Origin of the sequence: Streptococcus sp. HMSC076H09 (genome assembly GCF_001811765.1) — a bacterium.
In the GTDB taxonomy this organism is placed as follows: domain Bacteria; phylum Bacillota; class Bacilli; order Lactobacillales; family Streptococcaceae; genus Streptococcus; species Streptococcus agalactiae.
Genome location: NZ_KV806614.1, coordinates 222,041 through 246,167, shown reverse-complemented (window position 1 = coordinate 246,167; position 24,127 = coordinate 222,041). Strand labels below are relative to the sequence as shown.

Annotated in this window: 20 protein-coding genes, 4 pseudogenes and 1 riboswitch; of the genes and pseudogenes, 20 read left to right on the top strand and 4 right to left on the bottom strand. The window is 34.7% G+C overall.

Going from position 1 to position 24,127, the window contains the following annotated elements; genetic code table 11:
* Positions 1–83: 83 nt before the first annotated feature.
* Both nrdE and HMPREF2818_RS08215 read right to left on the bottom strand, forming a co-directional pair.
* Positions 84–2,243, bottom strand: coding sequence for a class 1b ribonucleoside-diphosphate reductase subunit alpha (gene nrdE, locus HMPREF2818_RS08220; RefSeq protein WP_070518642.1), 2,160 nt, complete (start codon positions 2,241–2,243; stop codon positions 84–86).
* A 77-nt stretch (positions 2,244–2,320) separates the two neighbouring features.
* Positions 2,321–2,545, bottom strand: coding sequence for a redoxin NrdH (locus HMPREF2818_RS08215; RefSeq protein WP_000201430.1), 225 nt, complete (start codon positions 2,543–2,545; stop codon positions 2,321–2,323).
* Between the two features lie 381 nt (positions 2,546–2,926).
* Here HMPREF2818_RS08215 and HMPREF2818_RS08210 point away from each other — a divergent pair, with 381 nt between their 5' ends.
* The 4 genes from HMPREF2818_RS08210 (at position 2,927) to HMPREF2818_RS08195 (ending at position 7,898) form a co-directional block, all read left to right on the top strand.
* Complete coding sequence (locus tag HMPREF2818_RS08210; RefSeq protein WP_000146945.1) at positions 2,927–3,190, top strand: phosphocarrier protein HPr; 264 nt, start codon at positions 2,927–2,929, stop codon at positions 3,188–3,190.
* Between the two features lie 4 nt (positions 3,191–3,194).
* Positions 3,195–4,928, top strand: a complete 1,734-nt coding sequence (gene ptsP / locus HMPREF2818_RS08205; RefSeq protein WP_000138155.1) for a phosphoenolpyruvate--protein phosphotransferase — start codon at positions 3,195–3,197, stop codon at positions 4,926–4,928.
* 149 nt (positions 4,929–5,077) lie between these two features.
* Positions 5,078–6,505 carry an NADP-dependent glyceraldehyde-3-phosphate dehydrogenase gene (locus HMPREF2818_RS08200; RefSeq protein ID WP_000159915.1) on the top strand — a complete coding sequence of 476 codons (1,428 nt, stop codon included), beginning with the start codon at positions 5,078–5,080 and terminating at the stop codon, positions 6,503–6,505.
* 139 nt (positions 6,506–6,644) lie between these two features.
* The gene (locus tag HMPREF2818_RS08195; RefSeq protein WP_000733374.1) at positions 6,645–7,898 is read left to right on the top strand and encodes a polysaccharide deacetylase family protein; all 1,254 of its coding nucleotides are present in this window, start codon (positions 6,645–6,647) and stop codon (positions 7,896–7,898) included.
* A gap of 30 nt (positions 7,899–7,928) precedes the next feature.
* Here the strand turns inward: HMPREF2818_RS08195 and HMPREF2818_RS08190 are convergent, their stop codons facing one another.
* Positions 7,929–9,011, bottom strand: coding sequence for a DEAD/DEAH box helicase (locus HMPREF2818_RS08190; RefSeq protein WP_000628855.1), 1,083 nt, complete (start codon positions 9,009–9,011; stop codon positions 7,929–7,931).
* A gap of 144 nt (positions 9,012–9,155) precedes the next feature.
* On the opposite strand from HMPREF2818_RS08190, the gene udk reads away from it, so the two are divergent.
* The 4 genes from udk (at position 9,156) to HMPREF2818_RS08170 (ending at position 12,316) form a co-directional block, all read left to right on the top strand.
* Positions 9,156–9,785, top strand: coding sequence for a uridine kinase (udk, locus tag HMPREF2818_RS08185; protein ID WP_001227823.1), 630 nt, complete (start codon positions 9,156–9,158; stop codon positions 9,783–9,785).
* Positions 9,786–9,871: 86 nt separating this feature from the next.
* Positions 9,872–10,369, top strand: a complete 498-nt coding sequence (locus tag HMPREF2818_RS08180; RefSeq protein ID WP_001043212.1) for a GAF domain-containing protein — start codon at positions 9,872–9,874, stop codon at positions 10,367–10,369.
* Positions 10,369–12,033 (top strand): DNA polymerase III subunit gamma/tau, encoded by a 1,665-nt coding sequence (dnaX, locus tag HMPREF2818_RS08175; RefSeq protein ID WP_000283819.1) that lies wholly within the window; start codon positions 10,369–10,371, stop codon positions 12,031–12,033. Before HMPREF2818_RS08180 ends, dnaX begins: the two co-directional genes overlap by 1 nt.
* Positions 12,034–12,121: 88 nt before the next feature.
* Positions 12,122–12,316 carry a DUF3272 domain-containing protein gene (locus tag HMPREF2818_RS08170; RefSeq protein ID WP_000166926.1) on the top strand — a complete coding sequence of 65 codons (195 nt, stop codon included), beginning with the start codon at positions 12,122–12,124 and terminating at the stop codon, positions 12,314–12,316.
* Here the strand turns inward: HMPREF2818_RS08170 and birA are convergent.
* On the bottom strand, positions 12,297–13,232 hold the full coding sequence (birA, locus tag HMPREF2818_RS08165) for a bifunctional biotin--[acetyl-CoA-carboxylase] ligase/biotin operon repressor BirA (protein ID WP_001873801.1): 936 nt from the start codon (positions 13,230–13,232) through the stop codon (positions 12,297–12,299). The two genes, HMPREF2818_RS08170 and birA, sit on opposite strands and share 20 nt — an antisense overlap.
* Before the next feature lie 184 nt (positions 13,233–13,416).
* On the opposite strand from birA, the gene metK reads away from it, so the two are divergent.
* From metK to thiE, 12 genes and pseudogenes are all read left to right on the top strand, one after another.
* Entirely contained in the window at positions 13,417–14,613 is a 1,197-nt protein-coding gene (gene metK, locus HMPREF2818_RS08160; RefSeq protein ID WP_000003964.1) for a methionine adenosyltransferase, read from the top strand.
* Positions 14,600–14,875: pseudogene (locus HMPREF2818_RS10005) on the top strand (hypothetical protein). The gene metK and the pseudogene HMPREF2818_RS10005 overlap by 14 nt, the downstream one beginning before the upstream one ends.
* A gap of 258 nt (positions 14,876–15,133) precedes the next feature.
* A complete protein-coding gene (fbsB, locus tag HMPREF2818_RS08155; RefSeq protein WP_000743858.1) occupies positions 15,134–17,041 on the top strand; it encodes a fibrinogen-binding surface protein FbsB in 1,908 nt (635 codons plus the stop codon).
* 66 nt (positions 17,042–17,107) lie between these two features.
* Positions 17,108–17,653, top strand: a complete 546-nt coding sequence (locus HMPREF2818_RS08150) for a GA module-containing protein (protein ID WP_000724543.1) — start codon at positions 17,108–17,110, stop codon at positions 17,651–17,653.
* A 150-nt stretch (positions 17,654–17,803) separates the two neighbouring features.
* Positions 17,804–17,893: riboswitch (TPP riboswitch) on the top strand.
* Positions 17,894–18,048: 155 nt separating this feature from the next.
* Positions 18,049–18,614: pseudogene (thiW, locus tag HMPREF2818_RS08145) on the top strand (energy coupling factor transporter S component ThiW).
* Positions 18,611–19,165, top strand: a complete 555-nt coding sequence (locus HMPREF2818_RS08140) for an ECF transporter S component (RefSeq protein ID WP_000766003.1) — start codon at positions 18,611–18,613, stop codon at positions 19,163–19,165. Before thiW ends, HMPREF2818_RS08140 begins: the two are co-directional and overlap by 4 nt.
* 3 nt (positions 19,166–19,168) lie before the next feature.
* Positions 19,169–20,455: an ATP-binding cassette domain-containing protein gene (locus HMPREF2818_RS08135; RefSeq protein WP_000953607.1), complete on the top strand. Its 1,287-nt coding sequence runs from the start codon at positions 19,169–19,171 to the stop codon at positions 20,453–20,455.
* Positions 20,443–21,107 (top strand): annotated as a pseudogene (locus tag HMPREF2818_RS08130) (ABC transporter). The gene HMPREF2818_RS08135 and the pseudogene HMPREF2818_RS08130 overlap by 13 nt, the downstream one beginning before the upstream one ends.
* Positions 21,108–21,190: 83 nt before the next feature.
* Positions 21,191–21,870, top strand: a pseudogene (gene tenA / locus HMPREF2818_RS08125) (thiaminase II).
* A 1-nt stretch (position 21,871) separates the two neighbouring features.
* Positions 21,872–22,669 carry a bifunctional hydroxymethylpyrimidine kinase/phosphomethylpyrimidine kinase gene (thiD, locus tag HMPREF2818_RS08120; RefSeq protein ID WP_000221831.1) on the top strand — a complete coding sequence of 266 codons (798 nt, stop codon included), beginning with the start codon at positions 21,872–21,874 and terminating at the stop codon, positions 22,667–22,669.
* 1 nt (position 22,670) lies between these two features.
* Entirely contained in the window at positions 22,671–23,441 is a 771-nt protein-coding gene (thiM, locus tag HMPREF2818_RS08115; protein ID WP_000280427.1) for a hydroxyethylthiazole kinase, read from the top strand.
* 13 nt (positions 23,442–23,454) lie between these two features.
* Positions 23,455–24,126, top strand: coding sequence for a thiamine phosphate synthase (thiE, locus tag HMPREF2818_RS08110; protein ID WP_000655659.1), 672 nt, complete (start codon positions 23,455–23,457; stop codon positions 24,124–24,126).
* The last annotated feature ends 1 nt before the right edge of the window (position 24,127 follow it).

Here is a 24,127-nt window from a genome sequence, read left to right as displayed (position 1 = left end):
TACCTTAGAAAATAAGATAACATCATGAAACTGAGATAGTTTATCTCAGTCTAGTTTCTGATGTTTTAAGTAGAGTTTCTTCGTTAGATGACACAACTTTCGCATTGATTAGCTCCGACTTCGCTACCATCATCTGTAAAAGTACGGATATAGTAGATTGATTTCACACCTTTGTTGAAAGCATAGTTACGTAGGATTGAAAGGTCGCGAGTAGTCTGCTTACTTTCTGTTTTCCACTCGTACAACTCCTTTGGTAATTCGCTTCGTAAAAAGAGTGTCATTGAGAGACCTTGGTCTACGTGCTCAGTTGCTGCGGCATAGACGTCTATTACTTTACGCATATCCATATCATAGACAGAAGTGTAATAAGGGATAGTATCTGTAGCTAAGCCATTAGCTGGATAATAAATTTTCCCGATTTTTTTCTCTTGACGCTCTTCAATACGTTGTGTAATAGGATGGATAGATGCTGAACAATCGTTGATATACGAAATAGAACCATTCGGAGCAACTGCAAGCCGATTTTGATGATATAATCCGTCTTTCATAACTGCGTATCTAAGGTTTTCCCAATCTTTAGCTTCGGGGATAAAATGATTAGCAAATAGGGATTTTACTTTGTCAGATTGTGGAACAAATTTTCCAGATACATATTTATCAAAGTATGTACCGTCAGCGTATTTTGATTTTTCAAAACCTACAAATGTTGTTTGACGTTCGCGGGCAATATTGTTTGATTCTACTAAGGTCCAGTAGTTCATTAGCATGAAATAAATATCAGTAAATTCAATTGATTCTGGACTACCATATTCGATATGATTTTTTGCCAAATAGGAGTGGAGTCCCATTGCTCCAAGTCCAAATGTATGTGCTTGAGCATTTCCGTTCTTAATAGTTGGAACAGCTTCAATATTTGATGAGTCAGTAACGAAAGTTAGAGCACGAGTCATTGTTTTAATTGATTTTCCAAAATCAGGAGATGTCATCATATTTAAAACATTAGTTGAGCCAAGGTTACAAGAAATATCAGTTCCCATTTCAAGGTATTCTTGAGCATCATTGATAAGACTTGGTTTTTGTACTTGCAAAATCTCAGAGCAAAGATTTGACATGATAATTTTTCCGTCAATAGGATTAGTACGATTAGCAGTGTCAATATTGATGATGTAAGGATAACCTGATTCTTGTTGAAGTTTAGAAATCTCTGTTTCTAAATCACGAGCATTGATTTTTGTTTTAGTGATATTAGGGTTAGCGACTAATTCATCGTATTTTTCGGTAATATCAATATAGCTGAAAGGAACACCATATTCACGTTCGATACTATAAGGACTAAACAAGTACATTTCTTGATTGTTACGTGCTAGTTCATAGAATTTATCGGGTACAGTAATCCCTAATGACAATGTTTTTACACGTACTTTTTCATCAGCATTTTCTTTTTTAGTTGATAAGAATGAAATAATATCTGGATGGAAAACGTCAAGGTAAACAACTCCAGCACCTTGGCGTTGTCCAAGTTGGTTGGAGTAAGAAAAACTGTCTTCAAATAATTTCATGACTGGAACAACTCCAGAAGCAGCACCAGCAAAACCTTTGATAGGAGCTCCAGCATCACGAAGGTTGCTAAGTGATATTCCAACCCCACCACCAATACGAGATAATTGAAGAGCTGAATTAATTGAACGACCAATAGCATTCATATCATCAGTTACTTGGATTAAGAAACATGAGACTAATTCTCCGCGACGACTTCGACCAGCATTTAAAAAACTTGGTGTTGCAGGTTGATAGCGTTGTGAAATCATTTCTAGAGCTAAGTCAGTTGCTAGTTTTTCATCACCGTCTGCAAAATAAAGAGCGTTAAAGAGAACGCGATCTTCAATACTTTCTAAATAGTATTCTCCATCATTTGTTTTTAATGCGTACTGCTGATAAAACTTATAGGCTGCCATGAAGGATTTAAAACGAAACTTTTTATCGAAGAGTTTGGTAGATAATTCTTCAATAAATTCAGGACGATATTTATTGAGGAAAGCTTCTTCAAGATAATCATACTTAAGGAGGTAAGCAATTTTATCAGTGATTGAGTCAAAAGCTTTTGAATTAGGCTGTACGTTTTCTTTGAAAAAAGCAGTTAAGGCTTCTTTATCTTTATGGAGTGGGATTTGTCCATTAACAGGACGGTTAATTTCATTATTTAGGCGAAAGTAAGATACATCGCCAATATTTTTTAAACTCATTGAATTTATCCTCTTAACTTAACAATACAAAATGGGAATAAAGCAATTAATTGCTTTATTCCCAGACTCTAATTTGCTTAAACAAGTTCTTTTAGTTTGCTTGGTTGGAAACCTGAAAAAACAACATTACCAGCTTCAATCACTGGAGCCGCAGAAAAGCCGAGATTTTTCACATATTCAATTTTTTCTGGTTTTTCATCAATATTAATTTCTTCAAAATCAGCACCGTGCTGGTCAAGAAATTTCTTAGTCATTTTACATTGCATACAGTTGTTTTTCGAAAAAACAGTAATAGTTGCCATGTTGTCCTCCTAATTTTTTTCATGGTAATAGCATATAAAAAAAGAATGGAAAAAGCAAGTGTTTTATTTCTAACAAAACACAATATATAGTGTCTTAAAATAAAATGAGACACTATATTTCGTTTTTAGGGTTAGTTTAAAAGCTTTCAGCCTGTTTTCCAATTCCTTTCAGAAGAACATAAAAAAATCATTTTTAGAATTCTATTTTTAAATTCTAAGACTCTCATTTTTAATATGAAAAGCTGTGGAAAACATTCAAGTTTTTTTCTGTTTGAGACATTTAATCTTGAAAAATAAAAAGCAATATGTTATACTTTTAACTTGTAAGGGTTACCAATAGGTGACTCAAATATTTACAAATGACAAAAGGAGAACCATAATATGGCTTCAAAAGATTTCCACATTGTTGCAGAAACAGGTATTCACGCACGTCCAGCTACTTTGCTTGTCCAAACAGCTAGCAAATTTGCTTCAGACATCACGCTTGATTACAAAGGTAAAGCAGTAAACCTTAAATCAATCATGGGTGTTATGAGTCTTGGTGTTGGTCAAGGTGCTGATGTTACTATTTCAGCAGAAGGTGCAGATGCAGATGATGCAATTGCAGCTATCGAAGAAACAATGACAAAAGAAGGATTGGCATAAGAAAATGACAGAAATGCTTAAAGGAATCGCAGCCTCTGATGGTGTTGCAGTTGCTAGAGCATATCTACTTGTCCAACCGGATTTGTCATTTGAGACTGTAACAGTCGAAGATACAAACGCAGAAGAAGCTCGCCTTGATGTTGCACTCCAAGCTTCACAAGACGAGCTTTCTGTTATCCGTGAGAAGGCAGTAGAAAGCTTAGGCGAAGAAGCCGCAGCTGTATTTGATGCTCATTTAATGGTTCTTTCTGACCCAGAAATGATTAATCAAATTAAAGAGACTATTCGTGCAAAACAAGTAAATGCAGAAACAGGTCTTAAAGAAGTGACTGATATGTTCATCACTATCTTTGAAGGTATGGAAGATAACCCATACATGCAAGAACGTGCAGCAGATATCCGTGATGTTGCCAAACGTGTCTTAGCACATCTTTTGGGTGTTAAATTACCAAACCCAGCAACTATCAATGAAGAATCAATCGTTATTGCACACGATTTGACACCTTCTGATACAGCTCAATTAAATAAACAATTTGTTAAAGCTTTTGTAACAAATATTGGAGGGCGTACAAGTCACTCAGCTATTATGGCACGTACACTCGAAATCGCAGCTGTTCTTGGTACAAATGATATTACTGAACGTGTTCAAGATGGTCAGTTGATTGCTGTTAATGGTATTACTGGTGAAGTTATCATTGAACCAACTGAAGCTCAAATTTCAGCCTTCAAGGCAGCAGGTGAAGCTTATGCCAAGCAAAAAGCTGAATGGGCACTTCTTAAGGATGCACAAACAGTTACTGCTGATGGTAAACATTTTGAATTAGCTGCTAATATCGGTACACCTAAAGATGTTGAGGGTGTTAACGAAAATGGAGCAGAAGCAGTTGGTCTTTACCGTACAGAGTTCTTATATATGGATTCACAAGATTTCCCAACAGAAGATGAGCAATATGAAGCATATAAAGCAGTTCTTGAGGGTATGAATGGTAAACCAGTTGTTGTTCGTACAATGGATATCGGTGGAGATAAAGAGCTTCCTTACTTTGATCTTCCAAAAGAGATGAACCCATTCTTAGGATTCCGTGCATTGCGTATTTCAATTTCTGAAACTGGTGATGCAATGTTCCGCACACAAATCCGAGCACTTCTTCGTGCTTCAGTTCATGGACAGCTACGCATCATGTTCCCAATGGTTGCTTTGCTTAAAGAATTCCGTGCTGCTAAAGCTATATTTGAAGAAGAGAAAGCGAACTTGTTAGCTGACGGTGTAGCAGTAGCTGAAGGCATTGAAGTTGGTATTATGATTGAAATCCCAGCGGCAGCTATGCTTGCAGACCAATTTGCAAAAGAAGTTGATTTCTTCTCAATTGGTACTAATGATCTTATCCAATACACAATGGCTGCGGACCGTATGAATGAGCAAGTTTCATACCTCTATCAACCATACAATCCATCAATCCTTCGTTTGATTAACAACGTTATCAAAGCTGCTCATGCTGAAGGTAAATGGGCAGGTATGTGTGGTGAGATGGCCGGTGATCAAACTGCGGTTCCACTTCTTGTTGGTATGGGATTGGATGAATTCTCAATGTCAGCAACCTCAGTACTTCGTACACGTAGCTTAATGAAAAAATTGGACACAGCTAAAATGGAAGAATACGCTAATCGTGCTCTTTCAGAGTGTTCAACTATGGAAGAAGTTATCGAACTTCAAAAAGAATACGTTGACTTTGACTGAGAATAATAAAAAAGTAGGGATTAAAAAATCTCTACTTTTTTATTGAAAGTTTGGATATTGTTAAGTTTCTAAGAAAAATATGTCAGATAATTGAAATAAATAGATAAAGTGATAGAATAAACCTATTACAATGTAAAAGGAGATTTACTTTGACAAAAGAATATCAAAATTATGTCAATGGCGAATGGAAATCATCTGTTAATCAGATTGAGATTTTGTCACCAATTGATGATTCTTCATTGGGATTCGTGCCAGCGATGACTCGAGAAGAAGTTGATCATGCCATGAAAGCGGGTCGTGAAGCTTTACCAGCCTGGGCTGCTTTGACAGTATATGAACGTGCACAATACCTTCATAAAGCCGCAGACATTATTGAACGTGATAAAGAAGAAATTGCTACTGTTTTAGCAAAAGAAATTTCTAAAGCTTACAATGCTTCAGTAACTGAGGTTGTAAGGACAGCTGATCTTATTCGTTATGCAGCAGAAGAAGGAATTCGTTTATCAACTTCAGCTGACGAAGGTGGAAAAATGGATGCTTCAACAGGTCATAAGTTGGCTGTTATTCGTCGTCAACCAGTAGGTATCGTTTTAGCAATCGCACCTTATAATTACCCTGTTAACCTCTCAGGATCAAAAATTGCGCCAGCTCTAATTGGTGGAAACGTTGTGATGTTTAAACCACCAACACAAGGTTCAGTCTCAGGACTTGTTTTAGCAAAAGCTTTTGCAGAAGCAGGTCTTCCAGCAGGTGTCTTTAATACTATTACAGGACGCGGTTCTGAGATTGGAGATTACATTGTTGAGCATGAAGAAGTTAATTTTATTAACTTTACAGGATCAACGCCAGTTGGACAACGTATTGGTAAGTTGGCAGGAATGCGTCCAATTATGCTTGAGTTGGGCGGTAAGGATGCAGGTATCGTCTTAGCTGATGCTGACCTTGACAACGCTGCTAAACAAATCGTTGCAGGTGCTTATGATTACTCTGGACAACGCTGTACGGCAATTAAGCGTGTGCTTGTCGTTGAAGAAGTTGCAAATGAATTGGCAGAAAAAATATCTGAAAATGTAGCAAAATTATCAGTAGGTGATCCATTTGATAATGCAACAGTGACGCCGGTTATTGATGATAATTCAGCTGACTTTATTGAAAGCTTAGTAGTAGATGCACGTCAAAAAGGTGCGAAAGAATTGAATGAATTTAAACGTGATGGTCGTCTATTAACTCCAGGATTGTTTGATCATGTTACTTTAGATATGAAACTAGCTTGGGAAGAGCCTTTTGGACCAATTCTCCCAATTATTCGTGTCAAGGATGCAGATGAAGCTGTTGCTATTGCCAACAAATCTGATTTTGGATTACAATCATCAGTCTTTACACGTGATTTCCAAAAAGCATTTGATATAGCAAATAAACTTGAAGTTGGTACAGTTCACATTAACAATAAGACTGGACGTGGTCCTGATAACTTCCCATTCTTAGGACTCAAAGGATCTGGTGCAGGTGTTCAAGGTATCAGATATTCAATTGAAGCAATGACAAATGTAAAATCGATTGTTTTTGATATGAAATAGACGTAAAACGACTCAACTATTGTCAGTTGAGTCGTTTTATAAACCTCTTTTACATTAAAAATAAAGAATTATATAATCTTATAAAGTGGTTTTATTTTTGTGATATAATTGTCATAAAAAATAACAAAAGAGTCATTATATGAAGAAATTAATTATAGGTATTTTTAGTCTAATTATTATAGCGATTCTTGCTTGGCAAGGTTTTTCGTTTTTGAAACATAAGGAAATAAAACTTCAACAAGCTGTTGTTGAAAAAGAAATTCGCATAGCCGAGAAAACGGTAGAAGTGGTGAAAAGACAGAAAACTGAACGTGTTCTTTTTCTTGAACCTAAAGGATATGACAAAAGTCTAAGCGCTGATATTTTAAAGTGGAATCAAAAAAGCTTTGAGCATAAAAAATTTTATGACAATCAATACATTATTCTACGTCCTCAATTAGCAGATTCTAACTTTGCAAATGTTAAAAAATTATCCATTTATCAAATCTTATATCAAAAAGAAAAAGGAAGTATGTTTCAAAAATCAAGTCGCCTTTTGAGAACCTACTTACTTGATCAAAATAAGAAACCTTTTGAATTAGATGAGCTTTTAGCTCATAATATATCTGGATTTAAGGCTATTTTAGAAAATATAGCTCCAGGAACTCAACTAAAGGAACATGATAGCAATAAAGAATTTTTAAAAACTGGAAGAGTAACAGATGGGCTAGATGTTAAAGATGGTAAGTTAATTATTAATGATTTAAAATTACCACTTGATAAATTATATAATGTGATCGATGAGTCATATTTAAAATCAAGTGATCTAGATTTAGTTTCTAACTTAAAAGCTAAAGCACCACGTGTTGCACTTACCTTTGATGATGGACCAAATGAAAAAACGACTCCTAAAGCCTTAGAAATCCTTAAAAGATATAATGCTAAAGCGACTTTCTTTGTAATGGGACAAAGTGCTGTAGGGCACACAGATATTTTAAAAAGGATGCATGCTGAAGGTCATGAGATTGGTAATCATACATGGGATCATCCTAATTTAACCAAACTACCAGCGGAGAAAATCAAGGAAGAGATTCATAAGACTAATGATCTGATCATGAAAGCAACAGGACAAAAACCGGTGTACTTACGTCCCCCTTACGGAGCAACAAATGCTACTGTAAAAACAGTGACAGGATTGAAAGAAATGTTGTGGTCAGTTGATACAGAAGACTGGAAAAATCATAATACGCAAGCAATGATGACCAATATCAAAAAACAATTACGTCCTGGGGGAGTGATTTTGATGCACGATATTCACCAGACATCCATAGATGCTCTGCCTACAATTATGGATTATCTGATAACCCAGGGTTATTATTTTGTTACTGTAGGTGAATTATATTCAACGCCTTAATAAAAAAGAAACAAGTTACTTGTTTCTTTTTTATTTTAAATGTAATTTTTGATTGTGAAGTACAAGTTCTGCAACGGTAGCGTATTTTTTAAGTTGTTTGAGCTCTTCTTTATGTGTTACAAATGTAATAACACATCCCTCTTTCCCCATACGACCAGTTCGTCCAGAACGATGTGTGTATGTTTCTTTGTCGCGTGCGATATCAAAATTAATCACATATTCTAGGTTGTCGATATCAATGCCACGAGCTACCAAATCGGTTCCTAGGAGTAATGAAATATCATGGTTTTTAAATTTCTCTAAGATAACTTTACGGAATTTAATATTAATATCGCTTGCTAAAGAAACTGCCGAGGCCCTATTAAATTGTAAACGTTCTTCACATGCACCTAAGTCTGATAAGCTGTTAAAAAAGACGAGACCTCTAAAATCAGGAATATTTGAAAATTTACGAAGTAGGTCAGTACGCTCTCTTTTATCAACTGTAATATAATAATGTTTTATAGTATCAAGTTTTTGATCAGATAGATCGATTGTTATAGTGTTATCGGCAAGTTTACTATTGTCCAGTTTGTTGGTGGCACTAATGTAAATCATTTGCTGATCACGAGGAACGCGATTAATAATATTGTCCACAAAATGATATTGTGAGTCGCCGAGTAATTCATCGAACTCATCAAGGACGATAGTATTAATGTTCATCATTTTTATTTTTTTTAGTTTCACAAGTTCAAATACGCGTCCAGCAGTTCCTATAAGGATTTCTGGTCCTTTTTTTAGTCGCTCAATTTGGCGTTTTTGACTAGACCCTGAAAGGAATAGTTGTGCTGTCAGTCCTAATGGTTCAGCCCATTCTTTTGTAACGTCGAAGATTTGTCCAGCTAATTCTGAATTTGGAGCTAAAATTAAGAGTTGTTGGCTCTTTTTAGGTTGCAACTTAAGAAGCGTTGGAAAAAGGTATGCTAGAGTTTTACCAGTACCTGTAGGGCTAATTCCAAGGATATTATCACCATCAGTAATAGCTTGAAAAAGTTTATTTTGAATATCTGTTAGATCATCAAATTGACGCTGGGTTAATTTATCCTGCCATTGGTCTGGAAATTTTGTTATCATAAGAATCCTCTTGTTATTTTATATATTGTCATTGTTATTATAACATGCTTTTTATTTTTAGAGCGTTTTCAATAAAATTTAGACTTTAAAAAAAATAAGTTTATAGTACAATAGATAGAGGATAAATTTAATTTGGAGTGACAAATGCGTAAAAAACCTATTATTATTGGTGTTACAGGTGGATCTGGTGGTGGTAAAACCAGTGTTTCTCGGGCGATTTTATCAAATTTCCCAGATCAAAAAATTACCATGATTGAACATGATTCTTACTATAAAGATCAAAGTCATTTGACTTTTGAAGAACGTGTAAAAACCAATTATGATCATCCCCTTGCTTTTGATACCAATTTGATGATTGAGCAATTGAACGAATTGATTGAGGGACGTCCGGTCGATATTCCGGTTTATGATTACACAAAACATACCCGTAGTGATAGAACTATCCGCCAAGAACCCCAGGATGTCATTATTGTTGAGGGAATTTTAGTATTAGAAGATCAGCGTTTGCGTGATTTAATGGATATCAAATTATTTGTTGATACAGATGATGATATTCGTATTATTCGTCGTATTAAGCGTGATATGGAAGAGCGCGATAGAAGTTTAGATAGTATTATTGAACAGTATACAGAAGTTGTAAAACCTATGTATCATCAATTTATCGAACCAACAAAGCGTTATGCGGATATTGTAATTCCAGAAGGAGTAAGTAATATTGTCGCTATTGATTTAATCAATACCAAAGTGGCTAGCATCTTAAATGAAGCAAAATAAACACAATGGTTTGTGTTTATTTTTTTGTTTTATATAGGATGGTTATTTAGTTTTAGTAACTTTCAAATTATGCTATAATAAGTGCTATGAACAAGTCTAAGAAAATCGAAAATTATCAATTATTATTACTACAAGCGCAAGCTCTATTCTCAGATGAAACAAATGCTCTTGCCAACTTATCAAATGCTTCAGCTATGCTAAATGCTATGCTTCCAAATTCTGTATTTACAGGCTTTTATTTATTTGATGGAAAGGAGTTAATTCTTGGCCCTTTCCAGGGTGGTGTATCATGTGTGCATATTACTTTAGGAAAAGGTGTTTGTGGTGAATCTGCACAAACTGCTAAGACGCTGATTGTTGATGATGTTACAAAGCATGCTAACTATATCTCCTGTGATTCAAAAGCTATGAGTGAAATCGTAGTACCTATGTTTAAAAATGGCAAACTTCTAGGAGTTCTAGATTTAGATTCTTCTTTAGTAGCAGATTATGATGAGATTGATCAAGAATACTTAGAAAAATTTGTAGGTATTCTAGTAGAACATACGATTTGGAATTTGGATATGTTTGGAGTTGAAAAGTAATGTATCAGGCCCTTTATCGGAAATATCGTAGCCAAACATTTGATGAAATGGTTGGACAAAGTGTTATTTCAACTACTTTAAAGCAAGCTGTGTCCAGCAAAAAAATTAGCCATGCTTACCTTTTTTCAGGACCTAGGGGAACTGGAAAAACAAGTGCTGCTAAAATATTTGCAAAAGCGATGAATTGCCCAAATCAAATTAATGGCGAACCTTGTAATCATTGTGATATTTGTCGAGATATTACAAATGGTAGTTTAGAGGATGTCATTGAAATTGATGCTGCGTCAAATAATGGTGTCGATGAAATTCGTGATATCAGGGACAAATCAACTTATGCTCCAAGTAGGGCAACCTATAAAGTTTATATTATTGATGAGGTTCATATGTTGTCTACAGGTGCCTTCAATGCACTATTGAAAACACTTGAAGAGCCAACAGAAAATGTTGTTTTTATATTAGCAACAACAGAACTCCATAAGATCCCTGCAACAATCTTATCTCGTGTCCAGCGCTTTGAATTTAAAGCGATTAAATTATTAGCTATTCGAGATCATTTAGCACAGATTTTAGATAAAGAAGCTATTTCATATGATTTGGATGCTCTGACACTAGTCGCTAGACGAGCCGAAGGTGGTATGCGTGATGCTTTATCAATTCTCGATCAAGCCTTGAGTTTAGCGAAAGATAACCACATTTCTTTAGATGTAGCAGAAGAAATTACAGGGAGCATTTCCTTATCTGCTATAGATGATTATGTATCGAATATATTGGCTCACGATACAACTGAAGCACTCGCTAAACTTGAAGTAATCTTTGATAGTGGCAAAAGTATGAGTCGTTTTGCAACAGATTTATTGATGTACTTAAGAGATTTACTTGTTGTTCAAGCAGGTGGTGAAGATAGTCATTCAAGTGATACTTTTATAGCCAATCTTAATGTTAAACAAGATATTTTATTTGAAATGATTGATAAAGTGACATCTGTTCTTCCTGAGATAAAAAATGGTAGCCATCCTAAAGTTTATGCAGAGATGATGACCATCCAATTGTCTGAAATGGTAGAAAAAAATTCGTCAAACATACCCGCAGATGTGACAGCAGAATTAGATAGTCTTCGTCGAGAGTTAAAATCGTTAAAAAACGAAATGAGCCAACTCTCTCGAGCAGATCAAAGTTCATCAACTCAAAAAGTAAAGGTTAATAATAAGACATTCACATTCAAAGTTGACCGTACAAAGATTTTGACCATTATGGAAGAAACGGTTGTAGATAGCCAACGTTCACGTGAATATTTAGAAGCTTTAAAGAGTGCTTGGAACGAGATATTAGATAATATTACGGCTCAAGATAGAGCCTTATTAATGGGATCTGAACCTGTCTTAGCTAATAGCGAGAATGCTATTTTGGCATTTGATGCGGCCTTTAATGCTGAACAAGCTATGAAACGTACCGATCTCAATGATATATTTGGTAATATTATGAGTAAAGCAGCAGGTTTTTCACCTAATATTTTAGCTGTACCTAGAAATGATTTTAATCAAATTCGGAGCGATTTTGCAAAGAAAATGAAAGCTCAAAAGACGGAAACAGAACCTGAAGTTAATCATCAGATTCCAGAAGACTTTTCTTATCTAGCAGAACGAATAGCAATCGTTGAAGATTAAAACGTAACTAAAAATAGTTGCCTGTAACAGGCAACTATTTTTTTGATAAGTTTTTTAATTATTTAGTAGATTCTGTTATAATGGTGATATGACAAAACGACAATTTATTTTTATGGCGCTTTTATGCTCTTTTGAAACTTATTTTTTCAATCAATCCGTTATGGATGGCTCCTGGATTTTTGCTATTTTTTGGGGAGTTTTATTACTTCGAGATCTTCAAAAGGTGTATGCGATTTCAAAATTCACAAAAGAGCTTATCAAATCTACCAAGAAGAAAGACTGATTTCGCCACTGCGAAGTGTTTTCAACTGACCATCATCTAACTCAACCACTAAATATCCTTTATCAGTAATATCAATAGCTTTCCCAGAATACATTGTTTGACCATCCATAAAGCTAACGGTTTTATCTAAGACTAGGGATTTTTCTCTATATACCTTTAAGTGATCCTCTAGTGGAATATTGAAAAAGAGATTCCAGATTTCTGTAATCAATTGATTTCTAGTTATGGTTGGTTGCTCTGTAAAGAGACTACCTGCGCGCTTAGTTAACGCCCTAGGGAACTCTTTGATATAGAAATTGATACCTAATCCTATAATAACATTCGTTACCAATCCACTCTCAACAGAAGCGATAGCCTCGGTTAAAATACCAGCTATTTTTTTATTATCTAAATAAATATCATTGACCCACTTAATTTCAGGAGTAATTCCTGTTAACCGTGAGATAGCTTTTACAGCACTAGAGGCTACCATGACAGTATAAGGTTTTATATCTTCAATCGGTACATTAGGTTGTAATAAAAGAGACATATAGATGCCGCCTTGATTTGATGTAAAGAAAGGTCTATCAAAACGTCCTTTGGCTTTTTTTTGATTAGGAGCTAAAAAAAGGTGTGGAGTCTTTAATTTGCTTTCTATCCCCATTTTAGCATCTAGTTGGGTTGAAGCACTATTATTATTAAGACTAACCTTAATACCAATTTCTTGTTCGAGTTGTTCTGGTAATAATATGTCACCTGATACCAATCGGTAGCCCTTGTTAGTGACAGACTCAATCTCTAGGCCTAATTCTTCTAGCGTTTTTATACCTTTCCAAATAGCTGTGCGGGAAATATTAAGTTGATTTGCCATAGTTTCTCCGCTAATAAAGTTGTTATTTTTTGATAGTATTTGATAAATTTTTTCGTAGGTTTTCATAAATCTAGTATAGTATAAATCGAGAAAAAAGACTAAAGAAAATAGAGATAATTTTTTATTTATTGGTAACTTATTTCACAAAAGATGAAATAGTGGTACAATAGCTATATGAGTCCCGAAAAGGTAGCCTAGAGGCTAGTTCTTTGTAACTCGACACATTTTACATTTTAGGGGGGACATTTTTATGTCAGAACGTAAACTTTTCACGTCTGAGTCAGTATCTGAGGGACATCCCGATAAGATTGCTGACCAAATTTCCGATGCGATTTTAGATGCAATTTTAGAGCAAGATCCAGATGCCCACGTAGCAGCCGAAACAGCTGTTTATACAGGGTCGGTTCATGTATTTGGCGAGATATCAACGACAGCCTATGTTGATATTAACCGAGTTGTCCGTAACACAATCGCTGAAATTGGCTATGATAAAGCTGAATATGGCTTCTCAGCTGAATCTGTCGGAGTGCATCCGTCACTCGTTGAACAGTCGCCAGACATTGCACAGGGAGTTAATGAAGCTCTTGAGGTACGTGGTTCTCTTGAACAAGATCCTTTAGATTTAATTGGTGCAGGTGACCAAGGTTTGATGTTTGGGTTTGCTGTTGATGAAACACCTGAGTTAATGCCATTGCCAATTTCTTTAGCTCATCAGTTAGTTAAGAAGTTGACAGATCTACGTAAGTCTGGGGAACTCACCTATCTTCGACCAGATGCAAAATCTCAAGTAACGGTTGAATATGATGAAAATAATCAACCAATTCGTGTGGATGCAGTAGTTATTTCGACACAGCATGATCCTAATGTAACTAATGACCAACTCCATAAGGACGTGATTGAGAAAGTTATCAATGAAGTTATTCCAAGCCATTATTTAGATGACCAAACAAAATTCTTTATCAATCCTACAGGGCGCTTTGTTATTGGAGGCCCTCAAGGAGATTCAGGACTAACAGGTCGTAAGATTATTGTAGATACTTATGGTGGTTATTCTCGTCATGGTGGTGGTGCATTTTCAGGTAAAGATGCTACTAAAGTAGATCGTTCAGCATCTTATGCAGCTCGTTATATTGCAAAAAATATTGTTGCAGCTGATTTAGCTAAAAAAGTAGAAGTACAACTTGCTTATGCAATTGGTGTTGCCCAGCCTGTCTCTGTGCGTGTAGATACATTTGGAACAGGTGTTATAGCAGAAGCAGACCTAGAGGCAGCTGTACGTCAAATATTTGATTTGCGACCAGCAGGCATTATTAATATGTTGGACCTCAAACGACCTATTTATCGACAAACAGCAGCCTATGGGCATATGGGACGTACTGATATCGATTTGCCATGGGAGCGAGTTGATAAAGTCCAGGCCTTAAAGGATTTTATTGCTAGCAAATAATAAAAAGCGTAAACGAAAGTTTACGCTTTTTTGCTCATGATAATTTATAGAACATTTATAAAATCTTATAATAAACTGGTTAAGTATAGGAAATACTGCATATTTCTTGAAAATATGGTGTATATTGTGAATAAAATGATGACCAAGTTAATTGAATTTTCCTATCGAAAAATTTTTCAAAAAAAATAATTTCACGCTCAAATCATTTGATTGTCAAATAAATAGAGCCTTTATAAAAATATTATATAAGTATAAAATGTAAAAAAAATAAAAAAATGATATTTTTATTTGATTCAAATGTATTTAATAAAAATACAAAGTTTCTAAAAAAAGTAAAAATTCCATCTCAATAAACAGCGTTAGTTATTATAACCGAACATTATTGTCCTTAAAACATTAAAACAAAAACAAAAGTTCGTAATTTAATTAATTTGTCATGTTACTAATCTTATGCTAATATATTATCTCGTGATAAGTTTTTGATGTAAAAATTATCATGAAAAAGAAAAGAGAGATGGAAATGAAAAAACAATTTTTAAAATCAGCAGCGATTCTATCGCTAGCAGTAACAGCAGTATCTACAAGTCAGCCGGTAGCCGGGATAACTAAAGATTATAATAACCGAAATGAAAAAGTAAAAAAGTATTTACAAGAAAATAATTTCGGTCATAAAATAGCGTATGGATGGAAAAATAAAGTAGAATTTGATTTTCGTTATTTATTGGATACTGCTAAATATTTAGTAAATAAAGAAGAATTTCAAGATCCTTTATATAATGATGCGCGCGAAGAATTGATAAGTTTTATTTTTCCTTATGAGAAATTTTTAATTAACAATCGTGACATAACTAAATTAACAGTTAATCAGTATGAAGCGATTGTGAATAGAATGAGTGTTGCTTTACAAAAATTTTCAAAGAATATTTTTGAGAAACAGAAAGTAAATAAAGATTTAATCCCTATTGCGTTTTGGATTGAGAAAAGTTACAGAACTGTTGGAACGAATGAAATCGCCGCTTCTGTAGGCATTCAAGGAGGATTTTATCAAAACTTCCATGATTATTATAATTATTCATATCTATTAAATTCTTTATGGCATGAAGGAAATGTAAAAGAAGTAGTTAAGGATTATGAAAACACTATTCGTCAAATACTATCTAAAAAGCATGAGATTGAAAAAATTCTTAATCAGAGCACTTCTGATATCTCTATAGATGATGATGATTACGAAAAAGGAAATAAAGAATTGCTAAGGGAAAAATTAAATATTATTCTAAATCTTTCAAAGAGAGATTACAGAGTAACTCCATACTATGAAGTGAATAAACTACATACAGGGCTTATTTTATTGGAGGATGTCCCTAATTTAAAGATTGCTAAGGATAAGTTGTTCTCATTAGAGAATTCTTTAAAGGAATACAAAGGAGAGAAAGTTAATTATGAGGAACTAAGATTCAATACGGAACCTTTAACTAGTTACTTAGAAAATAAAGAAAAATTTTTAGTCCCCAATATTCCATATAAAAATAAATTAATTTTAAGGGAAGAAGATAAATATAGTTTTGAAGATGATGAAGAAGAGTTTGGAAATGAACTTCTAAGTTACAATAAGCTTAAGAATGAAGTTTTACCTGTTAATATTACAACTTCTACTATATTAAAACCGTTTGAACAGAAGAAAATTGTGGAAGATTTTAATCCTTATTCTAATTTAGACAATTTAGAAATAAAAAAAATAAGGTTGAATGGCTCCCAAAAACAAAAAGTAGAACAGGAAAAAACTAAATCGCCAACTCCTCAAAAAGAGACTGTGAAAGAACAAACTGAGCAAAAAGTATCTGGAAATACTCAAGAGGTAGAAAAGAAATCTGAAACTGTGGCAACTTCACAACAAAGTTCAGTTGCGCAAACTTCTGTCCAACAGCCGGCTCCGGTTCAATCAGTTGTTCAAGAATCCAAAGCTTCTCAAGAGGAGATTAATGCAGCACACGATGCTATTTCGGCGTATAAATCAACAGTCAATATTGCTAATACAGCCGGTGTAACAACTGCGGAAATGACCACGCTCATTAATACTCAAACTTCTAATCTTTCTGATGTTGAGAAAGCTTTAGGAAATAATAAGGTTAATAATGGTGCAGTCAATGTATTGAGAGAAGATACAGCTCGTCTTGAGAATATGATTTGGAATCGTGCTTACCAAGCTATTGAAGAATTCAACGTCGCTCGTAATACTTATAATAACCAAATCAAGACAGAAACAGTTCCAGTTGATAATGATATTGAAGCTATTTTAGCAGGTTCTCAAGCTAAAATTAGCCATTTGGACAATCGTATCGGAGCGCGCCACATGGATCAAGCTTTTGTAGCTAGTTTATTAGAAGTTACTGAGATGAGTAAATCAATCTCATCGCGTATAAAAGAGTAGACACTGCTATCAAGGCGATCTTAAACTTTTGTATTAAACTAACCTAAAAGATAGAAAGAGACTAATATGAAAAAAATAACAACTTTAATCTTAGCTAGTAGCTTATTACTAGTTGCAACGACATCGGTTAAAGCTGATGATAACTTTGAAATGCCAACGCGTTATGTTAAAATGAGTGAAAAATCAAAAGCATTTTATCAAAGACTACAAGAAAAACAACGTAAGGCACATACTACTGTGAAGACTTTTAATAATTCAGAAATAAGGCATCAACTACCTCTTAAACAAGAAAAGGCTAGAAATGATATCTACAATTTAGGCATTCTTATTTCTCAGGAGTCTAAAGGGTTCATCCAACGTATTGATAATGCCTATTCTTTGGAAAATGTCTCAGATATTGTTAATGAAGCTCAGGCTTTGTATAAACGTAACTATGATTTATTTGAAAAAATCAAATCTACACGTGATAAGGTTCAAGTCTTACTTGCATCGCATCAAGATAATACAGACTTAAAAAACTTTTATGCTGAGTTAGATGATATGTATGAACATGTTTATCTCAATGAAAGTAGAGTGGAGGCGATAAACAGAAATATCCAAAAATATAATTAGTTTCTAAACTAACAAACATTCCTAAATATAAGATATTAAACCCTACTTATTGATTAGTGAGTAGGGTTTTACTGTTTTAAATAGCTTTCTGCTCAGAATGTAAGCCTTGTCATTTCAAAGGAACTATGTTATTATTCTTAAGTAAATTAAATAGGACATTTGGGGTGCGTAACAGCTGAGATTATACCCATTGAACTTGATACAGTTAGTACTGTCGAAGGGAAATGTGTGCCATTACAAGTTTTTTGTGGTGGAAAAGGGCGTAGTGTCTTCTTAGGAGACAGCTAGCTCTAGTTAATCAGATAATAAACTCCGTTTGCTTGCAGATGGAGTTTTTTGTTGTCAAAATTTTTTGTAGGTTGTTGCCCCTTATCTGTCATAGAGAAGGAGTTATGATGACTAATCATAAAACAAAAAATTAACGGTTTTAGCAATTATGATTGCTTTAGATGTTTTTCTAACGCCCATTTTTAGAATAGAAGGCATGGCCTTTATGTCTAGTGTGGTTAATATTATCGCTGGAGTTATAATGGGACCAATCTATGCATTAGTTATGGCACTTGTAACGGCTTTTATTCGTATTTTAACTCAAGCAGGAGTAGCATCTGTTGCACCCTTAGCTATTCTAGGAGCTGGTCCAGGAGCTTTCTTAGCGGGTTGGCTTTATCAGTTTTATGCGAAAGACTGGATGTCTTGGGTGGGTGAGTTTATAGGAACAGGGATAATTGGAGCACTTTTATCAGCTCCAATTATGGTCTGGTTTTGGACTTGGACAGCGGATGGAAATCACGAAGTGTTAGCTAAAGCATCTGCAGCTCAATCCATTTTTCTTTTTATGCCAAGGTTTATAGGGGCGACTATAATTGGCGGTGTTATTGCTTTGTTGCTACTTCAGGGATTAAAGCGGGTTCCTGTATTTATGACAATACAAGCATTATTTAAAGGAGAAAAAGTAAAATGAAATTGGGTTTAAAAGATGTATTATTGATTGCTTTATTAGCGGTTGTTCTGGGCGTTGTTTACTTTGGAGCAGGCTATATTTCAAATGCTTTTGTACCTTTTGTAGGTCCTATAGCGCATGAAGTTATTTATGGTATTTGGTTTGTGGCAGGTCCAATGGCTCTTTATATATTGAGGAAACCAGGAACCGCTATTGTAGCAGAATTGTTAGCTGCTTTGATAGAGGTTTTAATTGGATCAATTTATGGACCAAGTGTACTCGTTATTGGTACCCTTCAAGGTTTAGGGTCAGAATTAGGCTTTACGCTGTTTAGGTATCATAATTACAAGTTGCCAGCTTTTATATTGTCTGCTATTTTGACATCAATTTTTAGTTTTGCATGGAGTTTTTATGCCAATGGACTTAGTGCATTTTCATTTTCATATAACATTCTGATGCTTATAGTAAGAACTGTTTCATCTATTATTTTCTTCTTATTAACAAAGAATATATGTGACCAATTGCATAGAAGTGGTGTACTGAATGCTTATGGGATTCATGAAGGGAAGTAGCCTATGCTATCTGTTGAAAAATTAGCTTACACCCATGGCGATAGTCATTATTTATTTGATGAAGTGACTTTTAGTCTTAACCCAGGAGAACGAATTTTAATTAGTGGCTATTCAGGGTGTGGTAAGAGTACATTGGCTCTTTTACTATCAGGGTTAAAAGAAAGTGGGAAAGGTCAAGTTTTATTAAACGGCTCATTAATAGAACCAAGCGATGTAGGTTTTCTTTTTCAAAATCCTGATTTACAATTTTGTATGGATACTGTGGCGCATGAGTTGTATTTTATTTTAGAAAATTTACAAATAGAACCGGAGCAAATGCAAGATAGAAGTGAGTTTGTATTGGCACAAGTTGGTTTAAAAGGATTTCAGAATCGGTTGATTTATACTTTATCTCAAGGTGAAAAACAGCGATTAGCATTGGCGACCATTTTTTTAAAATCTCCTAAACTTATTATTTTAGATGAAGCTTTTGCGAATTTGGATCAAGAGAGTGCCAGTCAACTATTACAATTAGTTCTTAATTATCAAGCAAACAATCAATCAATGCTGATTGTAATCGATCATTTGATTACTTATTATCAAGATATAATGGATCACTATTTTTGGTTGAAAAAACGGTTGACAAGGGTCGATTTTGATTATATGCTCAATCGTTTGAATGTCTTCGAATTAGAAAAGAAAAGTCATAATACAGGTGACAAACTGTTATCAATTAAAGATTTCCAAGTTAAACTTTCAAAAAACAAATTCATCTCTTACCTTGATTTTGATTTAGCAAGTGGGGAGAGGTTGTGCTTAGATGGACCAAGTGGCGTGGGGAAGTCTAGTTTCTTTATGGGATTGTTAGGGCTTTATAGGACTAAAGGGAAAAAACAATTTACTCATAGAAAGCAAATTCCTATAAGCTTTTTATTTCAAAATCCCTTAGACCAATTTATTTTTTCAACAGTTTATGACGAAATTTTTCAGGTTTGCAAGGATAGTAACAAAGCGAGGGATATTTTGGAAACCATAAATCTTTGGGATAAGAAACAGTTTTCACCATTTCAACTAAGTCAAGGGCAACAGAGGCGATTAGCTATTGGCAGTATTTTAGCTAGTGATAGTAAACTTCTATTATTAGATGAACCAACTTATGGACAAGATGCCTATCACGCTAATATGATTACGACTCTTCTTTTGAGTTATTGTCACAAAAATCATTGTGGGGTTATTTTTACTAGCCATGATCCTCACTTAAAAGAGTGTTTTGCAACACGTTTCTTGGAGGTGTCATCTTGTTCAATTTGAAAAACTATCATCTATTACCTTCCTATGTTTATTAATACCAACCTTTTCGTTTAGTTTCACATTGAGGTTAAGAACGTCTTTGTTATTTCTGATTATAGTAGTAACACTGCAATGCTTCGTAAAGGTTTCTTTAAAAACTTGGGCGAAGGTCAATCTGATCTCATTTGTGATGGGACTCTCTTTATTTCTAGGGACGTATTTTTGGGGGAAATTACCCCATCAATTCGTCTTAGCTAGTCTAGTAGCCTGTCGTCCGCTTATTTTCATGAACGTGGGTTTGTTATTTCATGCATCACATTCTAATTATGATTTTATAGACTCTCTTTATCAAACTTTCAAAGTGCCTAGTCATTTTGCATATGGTATTTTTGCGGTCTTTAATCTTCTACCATTAATTAAATTACAATACCAACGTAATCGACTCGCATTCCGACTGAAGAATCAGGTAACTTGGGCATTATCGCCTAGACTAATATTGTCAGTTTTATTAAAGACGATATATTGGGTAGAACAGTTAGAGTTAGCAATGCTTTCTAAAGGTTTTGAAGTGGGGAAAGAGCGAACCCATGCTTTAACTTATCCCGTTCGTTTTCGAGATTATAGTTTACTTGGTATGAGTATTTTATTGTCTATAGGAATGATTTTTAAATAAGTACAATTAGTTTAGTAATACAATTGTGCATTTATATAGAGTGAGCGTGTTCTGCTCATGAGATCATAACAAAGGAGATTACTATGTTAAAAGATGAGATGATTACTAAAGGAGCAAAATATATCCAATCCATCTATCAAGATCCATTTATTCAAGGAATTATAAAAGGGCGTTTAGACCATGACGTAATCTGCCATTATTTACAGGCAGATAATATCTACCTTGGGAAATTTGCTGATATTTATGCCCTGTGCTTGGCAAAATCTGATAATTTACGAGATAAACAATTTTTCCTTGAACAAATTGACTTTACATTAAATCGGGAGTTAGCAGATGGTGAAGGCCCACATCAAGCCTTAGCCGCTTATACTAATCGATCTTATCAGGATATTATCGAAAAGGGTGTATGGTACCCGTCAGCAGATCATTACATTAAACATATGTATTTTCATTTTTACGAAAATGGTATTGCTGGTGCTTTAGCTGCAATGAGCCCATGTCCATGGATTTACCATCAATTGGCTAAAAAAATAATTGAGGAGAACCAGTTTTTGAATGGTAACCCTTTTAATAATTGGATAACTTTTTATGCTAACGATACAGTTGAAGAGTTAATGGAAAACTATTTTCGTATGATGGATTATTATGCGCAGAATTTGTCAAAAGAGAAGCAAGCTGATTTGGTAGATGCTTTTGTGAAATCTTGTCAGATGAAAGACGTTTTTTTCAAATGGCAATAAATCAAGAAAAATGGGAGGATTAATATGACTTATTTATCACCAGTTTTAACTATTGCAGGAACTGATCCTAGCGGTGGAGCAGGGATTATGGCAGATTTAAAGACATTTCAAGCTCGTCGGACTTACGGGATGGCTGTTGTGACTAGTGTTGTTGCTCAGAACACTTGTGGGGTTAGAGGCGTTCAGCATATAGAAACAGCTATCATTGATCAACAACTAGCTTGTGTTTATGATGATATTAAGCCAAAGGCGGTCAAAACAGGAATGTTAGCGGAGAGGGAAACGATTAGTTTAGTCGCTTCATATTTAAAAAAATATCCGCAACCTTATGTATTAGATCCTGTTATGGTGGCAACTAGCGGACATCGTTTAATTGATTCAGATGCCGTAGAAGCATTAAAAGAAGACTTATTGCCATTAGCAACTATTATCACACCAAATTTACCAGAAGCTGAGATTTTAGTGGGATATGACTTATCAGATGAAGTAAGTATTATTAAAGCAGGTTACGATATTCAAAAACAATATTCTGTTAGAAATGTTCTTATAAAGGGAGGACATCTAGATGGTTTGGCTAAAGATTATTTATTTTTGGAAAAAGAAGGGTTGATAACTCTTAGTAATCAACGTATCAATACTATTCATACTCATGGGACTGGGTGTACATTTGCAGCAGTCGTTGCAGCGGAGTTAGCTAAAGGGCAATCAATTCTAAACGCGGTAAGTACTGCTAAATCATTTATTACTTCAGCTATCGAAACAGCGCCTGAGTTGGGTCTTGGAAACGGTCCTGTCAATCATACTAGCTATCAAGGAGACTAAAATGTATTTAGAACAATTAAAAGAGGTAAATCCTTTAACCATTTGTATCACTAATAATGTGGTCAAAAACTTTACAGCTAATGGTTTATTAGCTTTAGGAGCTTCTCCGGCTATGAGCGAGTGCATAGAGGACTTAGAAGACCTGTTAAAAGTTGCAAATGCATTATTAATTAATATAGGAACACTAACAAAAGAAAGTTGGCAACTTTACCAAGAAGCAATCAAAATAGCAAATAAAAACCAAGTTCCAGTTGTATTAGATCCTGTAGCGGCAGGAGCAAGTCGTTTTCGATTAGAAGTGTCACTTGATTTATTGAAGAATTATTCTATTAGTTTACTTAGAGGAAATGGTAGTGAAATCGCTGCTTTGGTTGGTGAAAAACAAGCGTCTAAAGGGGCAGATGGGGGAAAAGTGGCTGATTTAGAATCAATTGCTGTAAAAGCCAATCAAGTTTTTGATGTGCCAGTGGTTGTCACAGGAGAAACTGATGCTATCGCTGTTAGAGGAGAAGTTCGCTTATTACAAAATGGTAGTCCTTTAATGCCACTTGTTACAGGAACTGGATGTCTATTAGGGGCAGTATTGGCTGCTTTTATTGGTAGTTCTGACAGAAGCGATGATCTTGCTTGTCTGACAGAGGCCATGACTGTTTATAATGTTTCTGGAGAAATTGCAGAGAAAGTGGCAAAAGGTAAGGGAGTGGGAAGTTTCCAAGTTGCATTTTTAGATGCCCTTTCCCAGATGAAATCAGAAATGATTATGGACAAATAGGTGGTGTCAGTAGATGAAAGATACATTGAAATTATATTTTGTTTGTGGGACTGTGGATTGCTCTAGGAAGAATATATTGACTGTTGTTGAAGAAGCCTTACAAGCAGGTATAACTCTATTTCAATTTAGAGAAAAAGGTTTTACAGCATTACAAGGTAAGGAAAAAATTGCTATGGCTAAGCAACTCCAAATACTTTGTAAGCAATATCAGGTTCCTTTTATTATTGATGATGACATTGACTTAGTTGAGTTAATTGATGCTGATGGTCTTCATATTGGACAAAATGATTTACCTGTTGATGAGGCACGGAGACGTTTACCAGATAAAATCATCGGTTTATCTGTGAGTACAATGGCTGAATATCAGAAATCACAATTATCTGTTGTTGATTACATCGGAATTGGGCCTTTTAATCCGACACAATCAAAAGCAGATGCTAAGCCTGCTGTTGGCAATAGGACAACAAAGGCAGTTAGAGAAATTAATCAAGATATTCCAATCGTTGCAATAGGCGGAATCACTAGTGATTTTGTTCATGATATTATAGAATCAGGTGCAGATGGGATTGCTGTTATATCGGCTATTTCAAAAGCAAATCATATTGTAGATGCAACCAGACAATTGCGCTATGAAGTTGAAAAAGCTCTGGTTAATAGGCAAAAACGCAGTGATGTAATCAAATAAG